The sequence below is a fragment of the Pseudomonas sp. GW821-FHT11G12 genome (assembly GCF_058808055.1).
Genome location: NZ_JBXARH010000003.1, coordinates 335,422 through 351,356 on the forward strand (window position 1 = coordinate 335,422; position 15,935 = coordinate 351,356).

Annotated in this window: 12 protein-coding genes; 9 read left to right on the top strand and 3 right to left on the bottom strand. The window is 62.0% G+C overall.

Annotated features, from left to right (window positions below; all coding sequences use genetic code 11):
• The first annotated feature begins 214 nt into the window (after positions 1–214).
• On the top strand, positions 215–2,659 hold the full coding sequence (locus AC1RR7_RS12800; RefSeq protein WP_493157770.1) for a penicillin-binding protein 1A: 2,445 nt from the start codon (positions 215–217) through the stop codon (positions 2,657–2,659).
• A 169-nt stretch (positions 2,660–2,828) separates the two neighbouring features.
• Here AC1RR7_RS12800 and AC1RR7_RS12805 read toward each other — a convergent pair whose 3' ends face one another.
• From AC1RR7_RS12805 to rpmE, 3 genes are all read right to left on the bottom strand, one after another.
• Positions 2,829–4,097, bottom strand: a complete 1,269-nt coding sequence (locus AC1RR7_RS12805) for a malic enzyme-like NAD(P)-binding protein (protein ID WP_096819922.1) — start codon at positions 4,095–4,097, stop codon at positions 2,829–2,831.
• A 183-nt stretch (positions 4,098–4,280) separates the two neighbouring features.
• Positions 4,281–5,063, bottom strand: coding sequence for a thermonuclease family protein (locus AC1RR7_RS12810; RefSeq protein WP_493065850.1), 783 nt, complete (start codon positions 5,061–5,063; stop codon positions 4,281–4,283).
• Between the two features lie 41 nt (positions 5,064–5,104).
• Positions 5,105–5,323 carry a 50S ribosomal protein L31 gene (rpmE, locus tag AC1RR7_RS12815; RefSeq protein WP_007975586.1) on the bottom strand — a complete coding sequence of 73 codons (219 nt, stop codon included), beginning with the start codon at positions 5,321–5,323 and terminating at the stop codon, positions 5,105–5,107.
• Between the two features lie 169 nt (positions 5,324–5,492).
• On the opposite strand from rpmE, the gene AC1RR7_RS12820 reads away from it, so the two are divergent.
• The 8 genes from AC1RR7_RS12820 to phaZ all read left to right on the top strand — a co-directional run bounded on the left by AC1RR7_RS12820 (position 5,493) and on the right by phaZ (position 15,805).
• Positions 5,493–7,712 (top strand): primosomal protein N', encoded by a 2,220-nt coding sequence (locus AC1RR7_RS12820; protein ID WP_096819924.1) that lies wholly within the window; start codon positions 5,493–5,495, stop codon positions 7,710–7,712.
• Positions 7,713–7,854: 142 nt separating this feature from the next.
• Complete coding sequence (argS, locus tag AC1RR7_RS12825; protein ID WP_096819925.1) at positions 7,855–9,591, top strand: arginine--tRNA ligase; 1,737 nt, start codon at positions 7,855–7,857, stop codon at positions 9,589–9,591.
• A gap of 1 nt (position 9,592) precedes the next feature.
• A complete protein-coding gene (locus tag AC1RR7_RS12830; protein ID WP_096819926.1) occupies positions 9,593–10,309 on the top strand; it encodes an SPOR domain-containing protein in 717 nt (238 codons plus the stop codon).
• A gap of 258 nt (positions 10,310–10,567) precedes the next feature.
• Positions 10,568–11,104 carry an ATP-dependent protease subunit HslV gene (gene hslV / locus AC1RR7_RS12835; RefSeq protein ID WP_003220875.1) on the top strand — a complete coding sequence of 179 codons (537 nt, stop codon included), beginning with the start codon at positions 10,568–10,570 and terminating at the stop codon, positions 11,102–11,104.
• Positions 11,105–11,152: 48 nt separating this feature from the next.
• Positions 11,153–12,490 carry an ATP-dependent protease ATPase subunit HslU gene (gene hslU / locus AC1RR7_RS12840; RefSeq protein WP_096819927.1) on the top strand — a complete coding sequence of 446 codons (1,338 nt, stop codon included), beginning with the start codon at positions 11,153–11,155 and terminating at the stop codon, positions 12,488–12,490.
• Between the two features lie 76 nt (positions 12,491–12,566).
• Positions 12,567–12,944: a gamma-butyrobetaine hydroxylase family protein gene (locus tag AC1RR7_RS12845; protein WP_102620210.1), complete on the top strand. Its 378-nt coding sequence runs from the start codon at positions 12,567–12,569 to the stop codon at positions 12,942–12,944.
• Between the two features lie 258 nt (positions 12,945–13,202).
• A complete protein-coding gene (phaC, locus tag AC1RR7_RS12850; RefSeq protein ID WP_096819928.1) occupies positions 13,203–14,882 on the top strand; it encodes a class II poly(R)-hydroxyalkanoic acid synthase in 1,680 nt (559 codons plus the stop codon).
• 68 nt (positions 14,883–14,950) lie between these two features.
• Positions 14,951–15,805, top strand: coding sequence for a poly(3-hydroxyalkanoate) depolymerase (phaZ, locus tag AC1RR7_RS12855; protein ID WP_085732561.1), 855 nt, complete (start codon positions 14,951–14,953; stop codon positions 15,803–15,805).
• Positions 15,806–15,935 lie beyond the last annotated feature (130 nt).

Here is a 15,935-nt window from a genome sequence, read left to right on the forward strand (position 1 = left end):
ATTCCCTATGACTATCCGTGAGTTACGGACTCTGTAATGCGCATTGCGTTCCCTCGCCCCGTCTTGACAGAAGCGCAAATGACGCCCCCAGCGGAAAAGTGCTTATAATGCCCAGCGATTTTTTCCGCTTTTTACTGCCGGCGCGGGCCGTTCTGTGTGTTTCCGGAACCCTGTCGCCCAATTCATTCTTTGCCCTGGATGTCCAAAAGCCTTGATTCGTCTGCTGAAATTCTTCGGTTGGTCCATCGTCGCCGTTTTCTGCGGACTGCTTTTAGGTCTCAGCGGCGCGTTTCTTTACCTTAGTCCGGGTTTGCCATCTGTGGAGGCGCTGAGAAGCATTCAGTTGCAGATTCCGCTCCGGGTGTACAGCAGCGACAACAAGTTGATCGCAGAATTTGGCGAAATGCGCCGCACACCGATCCGTTTCGCCGACATTCCCCCCAATTTCATCAATGCGTTACTAAGTGCTGAAGACGACAACTTCGCCAACCACTATGGCGTCGATCCGAGCAGCCTGATGCGTGCCGCGACCCAACTGGTCAAAAGCGGACACATCCAGTCCGGCGGCAGCACCATCACCATGCAGGTGGCGAAGAACTTCTTCCTGACCAGCGAACGCAGCTTCTCGCGCAAGACCACGGAAATCCTCCTGGCCCTGCAGATCGAACGACAGCTGACCAAGGACGAGATCCTCGAGCTGTACGTGAACAAGATTTATCTGGGCAACCGCGCCTACGGCATCGAGGCGGCGGCGCAGGTGTATTACGGCAAGTCGATTCGCGAGGTCAGCCTGGCGCAGATGGCGATGATCGCCGGCCTGCCGAAAGCCCCTTCGCGCTTCAACCCGCTGGCCAACCCGGCGCGCAGCAAGGAGCGTCGTGACTGGATCCTCGGGCGCATGTACAAGCTCGGCAAGATCACCGAGGCCGACTACACCGCCGCCATCAACGAGCCGTTGAACGCCAGCTACCACGTGCCGACCCCGGAAGTGAACGCGCCGTACATCGCCGAGATGGCCCGCGCCGAAATGGTCGGCCGCTACGGCAGCGACGCCTATACCGAAGGTTTCCGCGTCACCACCACGGTGCCGAGCAACCTGCAGGAAATGGCCAACACCGCGCTGCACGAAGGTTTGATGACCTACGACCAGCGTCACGGCTACCGTGGCCCTGAATCGCGTCTGCCGGGCAAGACCCATGAAGCCTGGGCCACCGAGCTGACCAAGCAGCGCACCATCAGCAGCCTCGAGCCGGCCATCGTCACCCAGGTCGACAAGAACGGCCTGCAAGTGCTGACCCGCACCGGCGAAGAGCACGTGGCGTGGGACACCATGAAATGGGCCCGTCCGTTCCTCAATACCAACAGCATGGGTGCCGCGCCGCGTCAGCCATCGGATGTCGCGCAGGTCGGCGATCTGGTGCGCGTACAGCGCCAGCCGAACAATTCGCTGAAGTTCAGCCAGATTCCGCAGGCCCAGGGCGCGCTGGTGTCGCTGGATCCGCAGAACGGTGCGATCCGTTCGCTGGTCGGCGGTTTCGCCTTCGAGCAGAGCAACTACAACCGTGCAATGCAGGCCAAGCGTCAGCCGGGCTCGAGCTTCAAGCCGTTCGTCTACAGCGCCGCGCTGGATAACGGCTACACCGCCGCCAGCCTGGTCAACGACGCACCGATCGTGTTCGTCGACGAGTACCTGGACAAGGTCTGGCGTCCGAAGAACGACACCAACACCTTCCTCGGCCCGATCCGTCTGCGTGAGGCGCTGTACAAGTCGCGCAACCTGGTTTCGATCCGCTTGCTGCAGGCGATGGGCGTAGGCAAGACCATCGACTACATCACCCGCTTCGGCTTCAACAAACAGGACCTGCCGCCTAACCTGTCCCTGGCGCTGGGCACCGCGACCCTGACGCCAATGGAAATCGCCACCGGCTGGAGCACCTTCGCCAACGGCGGTTTCAAGATCACCCCGTACATCATCGACAAGATCGAAAGCCGCAATGGCGACACGCTGTTCGTCGCCAACCCGCCGACCGTACCGCAGGGCGGCGCAGCCACCGACGGCATCGCGGCACCGGCGACCCAATCGATCACCGTCAACGCAGCACCGACTCCGGGCGAAGCGCCGGGCAGTGCCGCAATGCCGCAAGTGCCGGCAGTCGCCGAGCGCATCGTCGATGGCCGCACCACCTACATCCTCAACAGCATGCTGCAGGACGTGATCAAGCTCGGCACCGGTCGTCGTGCACTGGCCATGGGTCGCAGCGACATCGCGGGTAAAACCGGTACCACCAACGAATCCAAGGATGCGTGGTTCTCCGGTTACAACGCCGATTACGTGACCACGGTCTGGACCGGTTTCGACCAGCCGGAAAGCCTTGGTCGCCGGGAGTTCGGCGGCACCGTGGCGCTGCCGATCTGGATGAACTACATGAGCGCCGCGCTCAAGGACAAGCCGCCGCATGTCCAGCCAGAGCCGGAAGGCATCCTGAGCCTGCGGGTGGATCCGGTCAGCGGCCGCGCGGCCACACCGAGCACACCGGGCGCCTACTTCGAGCTGTTCAAGGCCGAAGACACGCCGCCGCCGGTCAACGAGATCGGCAATGGCACCGCACCGGGCAGCCCGTTGCCGGCGGATGAACAGGCGCCGATAGACTTGTTCTGATCCCGATCCTGATCCGCCAAAAAGCCCCGCCTTCGTGAGAAGTGCGGGGCTTTTTATTGCCTTCAGGATTGGTGCTGGATGAACCGGCCACACCCGACACAAAACCCTCAGGCACAAAAAAGCCCCGACTCTCACGAGCCGGGGCTTTCGGTTGAAGCGCTACAACGACTTAGCCGTTGAACACGTCATCCACGCTTTTCAGCGGGTAGTGCTTCGGATACGGCAGGGTGGCCACACCGGTCTCGATCGCGGCCTTGGCCACGGCGTCGGAGATCAGGGTGATCAGGCGCTTGTCCATTGGCTTCGGAATGATGTACTCACGACCGAATTCCAGCTTGATACCGCCGTAGGCGTCGCACACTTCCTGTGGAACCGGCAGTTTGGCCAGTTCACGCAGGGCGTTGGCAGCAGCCACTTTCATTTCTTCGTTGATGCGCTTGGCGCGAACGTCCAGGGCACCACGGAAGATGAACGGGAAGCCCAGCACGTTGTTGACCTGGTTCGGGTAGTCCGAACGGCCGGTGGCCATGATCACGTCGTTACGGGTGGCGTGGGCCAGTTCCGGGGAGATTTCCGGATCCGGGTTGGAGCACGCGAAGACGATCGGGTTGGCCGCCATGCGCTTGAGTTGCTCGGCGCTCAGCAGGTTCGGGCCCGACAGGCCGACGAATACGTCAGCGCCTTCGATGGCGTCGTCCAGCGTGCGTTTCTCGGTAGCGTGAGCAAACACAGCCTTGTACTGGTTCAGGTCGTCACGGCCAGCGTGGATCACGCCGGTACGGTCGATCATGAAGATGTTCTCGACCTTGGCGCCCATGCTCACCAGCAATTTCATGCAGGAGATAGCGGCAGCGCCGGCGCCCAGGCAGACGATCTTGGCTTCGCCGAGGGTTTTGCCAGCGATTTCCAGGGCGTTGATCATGCCCGCAGCGGTCACGATCGCGGTGCCGTGCTGGTCATCGTGGAATACCGGAATGTCGCACTGCTCGATCAGAGCGCGTTCGATCTCAAAGCACTCAGGTGCCTTGATGTCTTCCAGGTTGATGCCACCGAAGGTGATGGAAATGCGTTTTACGGTGTCGATGAAGGCTTGCGGGCTTTCGGAATCGACTTCGATGTCGAACACGTCGATGCCGGCGAAGCGCTTGAACAGCACGCCTTTACCTTCCATCACTGGCTTGGAAGCCAGTGGGCCGAGGTTACCCAGGCCCAGAATCGCGGTGCCATCGGAAATGACTGCAACCAGGTTGCCCTTGCCGGTGTACTTGTAGGCCAGTTCAGGATCGCGAGCGATCTCGCGCACTGGTTCAGCTACGCCGGGGCTGTAGGCCAGCGACAGGTCGCGGGCGGTAGCAGTGGCCTTGGTGAGCTCGACACTCAGCTTTCCTGGACGAGGATGGGCGTGATATTCGAGAGCGGCAGTTTTCAGATCAGACATTTTGGCATTCCGCTTTTTACTGTTGGACAGACTGGTCAGCGAGGATACGCGCCTCGCAAAGTCCCCACAAGACTGCCCGGTCACCCCTGTCAAGCGCCCTGCCCTACGACTTTGGGCCAAGAGCCACGGCGCACAAGGGCTTGACTGTTCACAATCGACAGAAAAAATGTCTACAATTTTTCTTCAGCGAGACGATTGCAACATCGAAGGATCGGTCAGCGGCAACAACCAGCGGGCCTGACCCGGTTTCAATCCGCCCCGTCGCGAACGGTCGACCACCCAGCCTCGGGCCTCGATCTGCCTGCCCTTCAGCGCTAGCAACGAAGCGTCATCGAAACGATCCAGCAGATTGGGTGCAACGCGCAGTACAAGCTTGTCCTGCAATTCGATCCAGATTCCGCCGCGATTGCGCTGAACCTTGCTCACACGACCGCTGACCACCGCGAAACCCGATCGCTCGATCTGCTCCGCTTTCAGTACAGGTGAGCGCTTCCACAGGCCAAGACCGGCCTGCCGTGCACGTCGTTCGGCAGCCTGCTGGCAATCAACAAGATCGACATTCGGCGCCACCGCGACCTGGAAACCGAGGCCATCGGCGAGCATTTGCGCTTCGAGATTGTCTCCCTTGGCGCTGAAAACATGGGCCAGGGTCCGGCCGTAATGATCTTTGGACTCGGCGCCGAGCAGCAGGCCGACCCGACCGTCGCTCTCTGCGACCAATGCTTCGAGACGCTTGCGCGCCGCTACCGCGAATGGTTCGTCGCTGCGACCCTGCTTGCCGAGCTCAGGGGTGTTGAGCCCGATCATCCGCACGCTGCGCCCGTCGTTCAGGCGCAAGGTGTCGCCGTCGACCACGCGCTGCACGGAGACGCTGGTCAGGCCGGCGGGAGCCGGGCAGAAGGCCTGGGCGCCGGACAGCCAAATCGCGGACACAAAAAAGGCGCCCGCAAGGGACGCCTTTTTCATCAGACCGGAAAAACCGTTGAGGCTTTCCAGAATGAAGGGCCTTAGGCCTTTTTCGCGCCGAAAGCACCGAAACGGTCGGCGAACTTCTGAACGCGACCACCGGTGTCCAGAGTCTTCTGCTTACCGGTGTAGAACGGGTGGCACTCGTTGCAAACGTCGATCGCCAGGGCTTTGCCGAAGGTCGAACGGGTTTCGAACTTGTTGCCGCAGCTGCAGGTAACAGCAACTGCTGGGTATTCTGGATGGATATCAGCTTTCATGGTGTCTTCCTCAGGCTAGCGTGCCGCCACCCAACACTATTGTTGAATACCGCACGTAATTAGGCCGCGGATTCTACCAGACAATGCTAATCACGCAAGCTGTCACTGAGACCGACCGTCTGCTAGGCTCCCGCCCTTCTTCACCGCCCCGCCTATGAGAATCCTCCGCGTGCCCGACGCCATTCTGCGCCTCGCCCTGCCTTCGCCCCTGCGCCGCCTGTTCGACTATCGGGCCCCGGCCGGCGTGCTGCGTTCGCAGTTGCAACCGGGCATGCGCTTGCGGGTGCCGTTCGGCCGGAGGGAAATGATCGGGATTCTGGTGGAAGTCACTGACACCAGTGAAGTGCCGGTGGAGAAGCTCAAACCGGCGCTGGCCCTGCTCGATGCCACGGCGCCGCTGCCGCCAGCACTGTTCAAGCTGTGCCTGTGGACCGCCCAGTATTATCAGCACAGCCTCGGCGACACCTTGAGTTGGGCACTGCCGGTGCTGCTGCGCCAGGGCGAACTGGCCGAGGCCCGCCAGGAACGCTTCTGGTCCGCCGCCCCCGGCGCCAGCCTCGATGACCCGCGCATCGCCCGCGCGCCGCGCCAGCGTGAAGCCCTGGCGACTTTGGCCCAGCACCCTCACGGCGTCGCCCATCAGTTGCTGAGCAAACTGATGCTGAACAAGGACAGCCTCGATCTGCTGCTGGCCAAGGATCTGGTGCAGGTCGAAGTGCGTCGCCATGCCCCCGGCGCACGCCACGAGCACTGGCTGGCGCAGCCGGAGTTGCCGCTCAACAGCGAACAGCGCGCCGCGTATGAAGCGATTCGCGCCGGTTTCGACAGTTATCACGCGTTCCTGCTGGCCGGGGTTACCGGCAGCGGCAAGACCGAAGTCTATTTGCAGCTGATCCGCGAAACCCTCGAAGCCGGCAAGCAGGCGCTGGTGCTGATCCCGGAGATCAACCTCGGCCCGCAAACCCTGGCGCGCTTCGAACAACGCTTCAACGCACGCATCGCCCTGCTGCACTCGGCGGTCAACGACCGCGAGCGGCTCGACGCCTGGCTCGCCGCCCGCGATGGCGAGGCCGACATTATTATCGGCACCCGCTCGGCGCTGTTCACCCCGATGAAGAATCCGGGGCTGATCATCATCGACGAAGAACACGACGGTTCCTATAAACAGCAGGAAGGCCTGCGCTACCACGCACGGGATCTGGCGCTGGTGCGGGCGCGGCAGGAAAACATCCCGATCGTCCTCGGCTCCGCGACGCCATCGCTGGAAAGCCTGCACAACGCCTACACCGGTCGCTACGGACTCCTGCGCCTGAATGAACGGGCCGGCGGCGCCAAGCAGCCACGGTTCCTGCGCCTGGATGTGAAAAGTCGTCCGCTGGACAGCGGCATTTCCGGGCCGATGCAGCAGGCCATCGGCCAGACCCTCGCCGCCGGCCAACAAGTGCTGGTGTTCCTCAACCGCCGGGGTTTTGCGCCGACCCTGCTGTGCCACGATTGCGGCTGGATGTCCGAGTGCCAGCGCTGCGATGCGCGGATGACCGTGCACCAGCGCTATGGCGAACTGCGCTGCCACCACTGCGGTTATGTCGAGCGCGTGCCGCGCCAGTGCCCGAAGTGCAACAAGGTCGATCTGCGGCCGGTGGGCGCCGGCACCGAACGGGCCGAGGAACGGCTGGCGATTCTGTTCCCGGACTATCCGGTACTGCGCGTCGACCGCGACAGCACCTCGCGCAAAGACGCCATGAATCAGTTGTTCGCCACGATCCAGAAAGGCCAGCCATGCATTCTGGTCGGCACTCAAATGTTGGCCAAGGGTCACCACTTCCCCCGGGTCACCCTCGTGTCGATCCTCGACGCCGACGGCGGATTGTTTTCCGGTGACTTCCGCGCCAGCGAGCGCATGGCGCAGTTGATCGTGCAGGTCGCCGGCCGCGCCGGACGGGCGGAAGAACCGGGCAAGGTGATCATTCAGACGCACCTGGCCGACCATCCTTTATTGGTGCAACTGACCGAACAGGGCTACTTCGCCTTCGCCGAACAGGCCCTGAGCGAACGCCGCGCCGCCGGGCTGCCGCCGTTCTCGCATCTGGCGCTGTTGCGCGCCGAAGCCCACAAGCCGGGGCAGGCCGAAGGCTTTCTTGATGAAGCCTGCAGCGAAGCCGAGCGCTTGCTGGCTGAGCAGAACCTGAGTGGCATCGAACTGCTGGGACCGGTGCCGGCACCGATGGAACGTCGGGCCGGACGCTTCCGCGCGCAGCTGCTGTTGCAGGCCACGGCCCGGGCGCCGCTGCACCGGTTGCTGGCGAGCTGGCTGCTGGCGCTGGAGCAGATGCCGAGCGGCCGGGCGGTGCGCTGGTCGCTGGATGTCGATCCGGTGGATCTGTACTGACCGGGCAAAACCGCTCGAATTGTCACCACACATCCACATCCTGCCTGCTAAGGTTGGCAAGCCCGTCTTCGCAACGGATAATGCCCAGTTTTTCCACCCGCGCATCGATGCGCCGCCGCGCTTGCGGTCGAAAGAGAAGACCATGAAAGACACCATTCGCCAGCTGATCCAACAAGCCCTCACCCAACTCGTCAACGAAGGTGTGTTGCCTGAAGGCCTGACGCCGGCGATCCAGGTGGAGAACGCCCGGGACAAGACCCACGGCGACTTCGCCAGCAACATCGCGATGATGCTGGCCAAGCCTGCGGGCATGAAGCCCCGCGACCTGGCAGAGAAAATCATCGCCGCCCTGCCGGCTGACGAGAACGTCACCAAGGCCGAAATCGCCGGCCCCGGCTTCCTCAATTTCTTCCAGAACACTCAAGCGCTGGCCTCGCGCCTCGACGCCGCACTGGCCGACGCTCACGTTGGCGTGCGCAAGGCGGGCCCGGCGCAACGCACCGTGGTCGACCTGTCGGCGCCAAACCTGGCCAAAGAGATGCACGTCGGCCACTTGCGCTCGACCATCATCGGCGACGGCGTGGCCCGTGTGCTCGAATTCCTCGGCGATACCGTGATCCGTCAGAACCACGTTGGCGACTGGGGCACCCAGTTCGGCATGCTGATGGCGTACCTGCAGGAAAACCCGATCACCAGCGACGAGCTGTCGGACCTGGAAAACTTCTACCGCGCCGCCAAGCAGCGCTTCGACGAGTCCCCGGAATTCGCCGACCGCGCCCGTGGCCTGGTGGTCAAGCTGCAGGCCGGCGACGCGGAATGCCTGGCGCTGTGGACCAAGTTCAAGGACATCTCGCTGTCGCACTGCCAGAAGATCTACGAACTGCTCAACGTCAAACTGACCATGGCCGACGTGATGGGCGAAAGCGCCTACAACGACGACCTGATCAACGTGGTCAACGATCTGAAGGCCGCCGGCATGCTGGTCGAAAGCAACGGCGCCCAGTGCGTGTTCCTCGACGAGTTCAAGAACGCCGAAGGCGAGCCGCTGCCGGTGATCATCGTCAAGGCTGACGGCGGCTACCTGTACGCCACCACCGACCTGGCGGCCGTGCGCTACCGCAGCGGCAAACTGAAGGCCGACCGTGCGCTGTACTTCGTCGATCAGCGTCAGGCCCTGCACTTCCAGCAAGTGTTCGCCGTGGCGCGCAAGGCCGGTTTCGTGACCCATCCGATGGAAATGGAACACATGGGCTTCGGCACCATGAACGGCGCCGATGGCCGTCCGTTCAAGACCCGTGATGGTGGCACCGTGAAGCTGATCGATCTGCTGACCGAAGCTCAGGAACGCGCCTACACCCTGGTGAAGGACAAGAATCCGGAGCTGGCCGAAGACGAGCTGCGCAACATCGCCAAAGTCGTGGGCATCGGCGCGGTGAAGTACGCCGACCTGTCGAAGCACCGCACCAGCGACTACAGCTTCAACTTCGACCTGATGCTCAATTTCGAAGGCAACACCGCGCCGTACCTGCTGTACGCCTACACCCGCGTGGCCGGCGTGTTCCGCAAACTGGGCAAGGACTTCAGCGAAGTCGACGGCCAGATCGTTCTCGAAGCGGCGCACGAACAGGAACTGGCGGCCAAACTGGCGCAGTTCGGTGAAGTGCTGAACAACGTCGCGGAAAAGGGCACGCCACACACCCTGTGCACTTACCTGTACGACGTCGCCGGCCTGTTCTCCAGCTTCTACGAGAACTGCCCGATCCTCGCCGCCGACACCCCGGCACAAATGCAGAGCCGTCTGCGCCTTGCCGCGCTGACCGGCCGTACCCTCAAGCAAGGCCTGGAACTGCTCGGCCTGGAAACCCTGGAGCGTATGTAAGTTGGCTGCCAAGAAAAAACCTGCACCCAAGCGTGGCGCCAGCCGTTACCAAGCTCCTGCAAAGCAACCGATCCCGGGTTGGCTGTGGATGGCCATCGGCCTGACGGTCGGCGCGTTCATCGTGTTTCTGATGAAACTGGAGCCGGGCAAGGGCAGCGACACGGTCAAGCGCGAGAAGATCGAGCAACAGCAGCAACAGAAAGCCACCAAGATCGCCGAGGCCAACAAGACCCCGCCGAGCCCGACGCAACCGGTGAAGCCGAAGTACGACTTCTACACCCTGCTGCCGGAATCGGAAGTGATCGTGCCGCCTGACGCCGTGCCGGAGAAAACCCTGCCGACGCCACAGGTGCCGGCGATCCCGACCACGCCGGTGACCCCGGCCGAAGCGGCGAAGATCGACACGGCGCGCGCGCAGGCTGCACTGGCCGGGATTACCCCACCGCCAGCGCCGCCGGTGACCAAGGCTGCGCCGGTGACCAAGTTCTTCCTCCAGGCCGGTTCGTTCCGCAAAGAGGCCGATGCCGACAAGGTGCGCGCGCAGATCATTCTGCTCGGCCAGGCGGTAGCGGTTGAATCCGGGACGGTGAAGGATGAAACCTGGTATCGCGTACTGGTCGGCCCGTTCAGCAACCGCGAACAACTGACCACCGCCCAGAAACAACTGGCGGGCGCAGGGTTCAGCAACCTGTTGTTACAACAACGCCAGAGCCGCTGATACCTCCCCACCGATCGTTCCCACGCTCTGCGTGGGAATGCAGCCCGGGACGCTCCGCGTCCCTTGCCGCAGGGACGCGGAGCGTCCATTGAGGCATTCCCACGCGGAGCGTGGGAACGATCATGTCGTTCTGCGTGGGAACGATCATGTACAAAGCACCGCTCGTCCCCTCTCCCTTCCCGCAGTTGAAATCCTCTCCACCACCCCCATATGAATGGGCATAAGGCATTTTCGCCCCGCAGTGTGGAGACTCTTCCCTTGACCACCATCGTTTCAGTCCGCCGCCACGGCAAAGTCGTCATGGGCGGCGACGGCCAGGTTTCTCTCGGCAACACCGTGATGAAAGGCAACGCGAAGAAAGTTCGTCGCCTGTACCACGGCCAGGTCATCGCCGGTTTCGCCGGTGCCACCGCCGACGCCTTTACCCTGTTCGAACGTTTCGAAGGCCAGCTCGAGAAACATCAGGGCCACCTGATCCGCGCCGCCGTTGAACTCGCAAAAGAATGGCGCACCGACCGCTCCCTGAGCCGCCTCGAAGCCATGCTCGCGGTCGCCAACAAGGACGCCTCCCTGATCATCACCGGCAACGGTGACGTGGTCGAACCGGAAAACGGCCTGATCGCCATGGGTTCCGGTGGCGGTTACGCCCAGGCTGCTGCCAGCGCGCTGCTGAAAAAGACCGATCTGTCGGCCCGCGAAATCGTCGAGACCGCTCTCGGGATCGCCGCCGACATCTGTGTATTCACCAACCACACTCAGACCATTGAGGAGCAGGATCTCGCTGAAGAAGCCTGAGTCGGCCCTGTGCCACGGCTTGTTTCTGCTTGAGGACCGTCAATTATTATGTCCATGACTCCCCGCGAAATCGTCCACGAACTCAATCGCCATATCATCGGCCAGGACGATGCCAAGCGCGCCGTCGCGATTGCCCTGCGCAACCGCTGGCGCCGCATGCAGCTGCCTGAAGAGCTGCGTGTTGAAGTGACCCCGAAGAACATCCTGATGATCGGCCCGACCGGTGTCGGTAAAACCGAGATCGCCCGTCGCCTGGCCAAGCTGGCCAATGCGCCGTTCATCAAAGTCGAAGCGACCAAGTTCACCGAAGTCGGCTACGTCGGCCGCGACGTCGAATCGATCATCCGTGATCTGGCCGATGCCGCGATCAAAATGCTGCGCGAGCAGGAAATGACCCGCGTTCGCCACCGCGCCGAAGACGCTGCCGAGGACCGTATCCTCGACGCCCTGCTGCCGCCGGCACGCATGGGCTTCAGCAACGAAGAAGCGCCGAGCCCGGATTCCAACACCCGCCAGCTGTTCCGCAAGCGCCTGCGCGAAGGTCAGCTGGACGACAAGGAAATCGAGATCGAAGTCGCCGAAATGGCCGGCATCGAGATCGCCACGCCGCCGGGCATGGAAGAGATGACCAACCAGCTTCAGTCCCTGTTCGCCAACATGGGCAAGGGCAAGAAGAAGTCTCGCAAGCTCAAGGTCAAGGAAGCGCTGAAGCTGGTGCGCGATGAAGAAGCCGGTCGCCTGGTCAACGAAGAAGAGTTGAAGGCCAAGGCCCTGGAAGCGGTCGAGCAGCACGGCATCGTGTTCATCGACGAAATCGACAAGGTCGCCAAGCGCGGCAATGTCGGCGGCGCCGATGTGTCCCGTGAAGGCGTACAACGCGACCTGCTGCCGCTGATCGAAGGCTGCACCGTCAACACCAAGCTGGGCATGGTCAAGACCGACCACATCCTGTTCATCGCCTCCGGTGCGTTCCACCTGAGCAAGCCGAGCGACCTGGTGCCGGAGCTGCAAGGCCGTCTGCCGATCCGCGTCGAACTCAAGGCCCTGAGCCCGGAAGACTTCGAGCGCATCCTCAGCGAACCGCACGCCTCGCTCACCGAGCAATACTGCGCGCTGCTGAAGACCGAAGGCCTGAACATCCAGTTCCAGCCTGACGGCATCAAGCGTCTGGCGGAGATCGCCTGGCAGGTCAACGAGAAGACCGAGAACATCGGTGCCCGTCGCCTGCACACGCTGCTCGAGCGCCTGCTGGAAGAGGTGTCGTTCAGTGCCGGCGATCTGGCCAGCGCCCACGACGACAAGGCGATCCTGATCGACGCCGAGTACGTCAACAGCCACCTGGGTGAATTGGCGCAGAACGAAGATCTGTCTCGTTATATCCTGTAAGCCATACTGACAGTGGTCGTGAAACTGTGGGAGCCATCGGCTCCCACAATTTTTTTCACCTGACGGAACGCCGGCAATGACCCAACTCCCCACCGACATCAAACTGCACAAAGCCTCGAAAACCCTGTCGCTCAAATACGCGTCCGGCGAGGAGTACACCCTGCCCGCCGAATTCCTGCGCGTGCATTCGCCCTCCGCCGAGGTCCAGGGCCACGGCAAACCGATCCTGCAATTCGGCAAGCTGCACGTCGGCCTGTCCAAGGTAGAACCGGCCGGTCAGTACGCACTGAAACTGACCTTCGACGACGGTCACGACAGCGGCCTGTTCACCTGGGATTACCTCTACGAACTGGGGCGACGTTATGACGCACTCTGGGCGGATTATCTGGCCGAGCTCAAAGCCGCCGGCAAAACCCGCGACCCGGACGAGTCCGTCGTCAAGCTGATGCTCTAGTCCGCGCCTCGGACTGTTTAGAGGGCATTTTCTAAATTCATCTGTTTGAATGCTCCGCTAAAGCGGCCCGGGATCGGCTGCTTGCGAAAAAAATTAAACTCGGGTAACCAATGGAGCTGGCAAGTTCCCTGCAGTGCTCTACGACTGTAAAGCAGCTATGCAGAATCAACGGTCACCCGAGCAGTAGTACCTGGCATTGGCTGTGGAACTGCACAGCAGAAAACCGGGTACTCGTCTCAGGACAATGGAGCGTCGTAGATGAGTAACAAGAATAACGATGATTTGAAGTACCAAGCCTCGGAAAACACCCTGGGGCTGAATCCTGTCGTTGGGCTTCGCGGAAAGGATCTGCTGGCCTCTGCTCGAATGGTGCTGACCCAGGCCATCAAACAACCGATCCATAGTGTCAAACACGTCACTCATTTCGGCCTCGAATTGAAGAACGTGCTGTTCGGCAAATCAGAACTGCAACCGGCTGGCGATGACCGTCGCTTTGCCGATCCGGCGTGGAGTCAGAACCCGCTGTACAAGCGTTACCTGCAAACCTATCTGGCGTGGCGCAAGGAACTCCATGCCTGGATCGACGACAGCAGCCTCTCGCCCAAGGACATTGCGCGCGGCCACTTCGTGATCAACCTGATGACCGAAGCCATGGCGCCGACCAACACGGCGGCCAACCCGGCGGCGGTCAAACGTTTCTTCGAGACCGGCGGCAAGAGCCTGCTCGACGGCCTCTCGCATCTGGCCAAGGATCTGGTACACAACGGCGGCATGCCGAGCCAGGTCAACATGGGCGCGTTCGAGGTCGGCAAGACCCTGGGCGTGACCGAAGGCGCAGTGGTGTTTCGCAACGACGTGCTGGAGCTGATCCAGTACAAGCCGATCACCGAGCAGGTGCACGAGCGCCCGCTGCTGGTCGTACCGCCGCAGATCAACAAGTTCTATGTATTCGACCTGAGCCCGGACAAGAGCCTGGCGCGCTTCTGCCTGCGCAACAATGTGCAGACCTTCATCGTCAGCTGGCGCAACCCGACCAAGGAACAGCGCGAGTGGGGCCTTTCGACCTACATCGAAGCCCTGAAGGAAGCGGTCGACGTGGTCACCGCGATCACCGGCAGCAAGGACGTCAACATGCTCGGCGCCTGCTCTGGCGGCATCACGTGCACCGCCCTGCTCGGCCACTATGCCGCCACTGGCGAAAACAAGGTCAATGCCCTGACCCTGCTGGTCAGCGTGCTCGACACCACCCTGGACAGCGACGTCGCGCTGTTTGTCGACGAGCAGACCCTGGAAATGGCCAAGCGCCATTCGTATCAGGCCGGCGTGCTCGAAGGCAAAGACATGGCCAAGGTCTTCGCCTGGATGCGTCCCAACGATCTGATCTGGAACTACTGGGTCAACAACTACCTGCTCGGCAACGAGCCGCCGGTGTTCGACATTCTGTTCTGGAACAACGACACCACCCGGTTGCCGGCGGCGTTCCACGGCGACCTGATCGAGATGTTCAAAAACAACCCACTGATCCGCCCCGATGCACTGGAAGTGTGCGGCACGCCGATCGACCTCAAGCAGGTGACCGCCGACATATTCTCGCTGGCCGGCACCAACGACCACATCACCCCGTGGAAGTCCTGCTACAAGTCGGCGCAGCTGTTTGGCGGCAAGGTGGAATTCGTGCTGTCGAGCAGCGGGCATATCCAGAGCATTCTGAACCCGCCGGGCAACCCGAAATCGCGCTACATGACCAGCGACGAAATGACCGCCAATGCCGATGACTGGCAGGAAAACTCGACCAAGCATGCCGACTCCTGGTGGCTGCACTGGCAGGCGTGGCAAGCGGCGCGTTCGGGCGAGCTGAAAAAGGCACCGACGAAACTGGGCAACAAAGCGTATCCGGCAGGCGAAGCATCGCCGGGCACTTACGTACACGAGCGGTAACCGATACACCTCACTCCCTCCGGGGAGTGAGGTGAACACTGAGATTGCGACCCACAGGGCCTTGAAGCATGCCGCAACCGTTCATCTTTCGTACTGTCGAGCTGGATGGCCAGACCATCCGCACGGCGGTTCGCCCCGGCAAGCCTCACTTGACGCCCTTGCTGATTTTCAACGGCATCGGCGCCAACCTGGAGCTGGTGTTTCCTTTTGTCGCGGCGCTGGATCCGGACCTGGAAGTGATCGCCTTCGACGTGCCCGGTGTCGGGGGTTCTTCGACGCCGAGACGGCCGTATCGCTTTCCGGGACTGGCGAAGCTCACTGCACGGATGCTCGACTACCTCGACTACGGACAGGTCAACGTGATCGGCGTGTCCTGGGGTGGCGCGCTGGCGCAACAGTTTGCCTATGACTACCCAGAGCGCTGCAAGAAGCTGGTATTGGCAGCGACAGCGGCGGGCGCGGTGATGGTGCCGGGCAAGCCGAAGGTGCTGTGGATGATGGCCAGTCCACGGCGCTACATCCAGCCGTCCCATGTGATCCGCATCGCCCCGATGATCTACGGCGGCTCGTTCCGCCGCGACCCGACACTCGCCGCCAGCCATGCGGCCAAGGTGCGTTCGGCGGGCAAGCTCGGCTACTACTGGCAACTGTTCGCGGGCCTTGGCTGGACCAGCATTCACTGGCTGCACAAGATCCATCAGCCGACCCTGGTGCTGGCCGGTGACGACGATCCGCTGATCCCGCTGATCAACATGCGCATGCTGGCCTGGCGGATTCCCAACGCCCAGTTGCACATCATCGATGACGGTCATCTGTTCCTGATCACCCGGGCCGAAGCCGTGGCGCCGATCATCATGAAGTTCCTCCAGGAGGAACGTCTTCGTGCAGTGATGCACCCCCACCCGACACCGCTGGGCGGATAACCGGCCCGGTCCGGCTTTCTGGACAGCTCCTTGCAGAGCCTTTTCAAAGTGCGTGGCAGGACGCCGCGCAGGCAACAACCCGCAACAGCGTCTATGGTGTTCTGGTTCGGTGTGTTTGTTTTTGACCTGA

Coding starts and splice junctions, on each gene's coding strand:
- hslU (WP_096819927.1), top strand. CDS start 11,153: ATGTCCATGACTCCCCGCGAAATCGTCCACGAACTCAATCGCCATATC.
- rpmE (WP_007975586.1), bottom strand. CDS start 5,323: ATGAAAGCTGATATCCATCCAGAATACCCAGCAGTTGCTGTTACCTGC.
- argS (WP_096819925.1), top strand. CDS start 7,855: ATGAAAGACACCATTCGCCAGCTGATCCAACAAGCCCTCACCCAACTC.
- phaC (WP_096819928.1), top strand. CDS start 13,203: ATGAGTAACAAGAATAACGATGATTTGAAGTACCAAGCCTCGGAAAAC.
- AC1RR7_RS12805 (WP_096819922.1), bottom strand. CDS start 4,097: ATGTCTGATCTGAAAACTGCCGCTCTCGAATATCACGCCCATCCTCGT.
- phaZ (WP_085732561.1), top strand. CDS start 14,951: ATGCCGCAACCGTTCATCTTTCGTACTGTCGAGCTGGATGGCCAGACC.
- AC1RR7_RS12845 (WP_102620210.1), top strand. CDS start 12,567: ATGACCCAACTCCCCACCGACATCAAACTGCACAAAGCCTCGAAAACC.
- AC1RR7_RS12810 (WP_493065850.1), bottom strand. CDS start 5,063: ATGAAAAAGGCGTCCCTTGCGGGCGCCTTTTTTGTGTCCGCGATTTGG.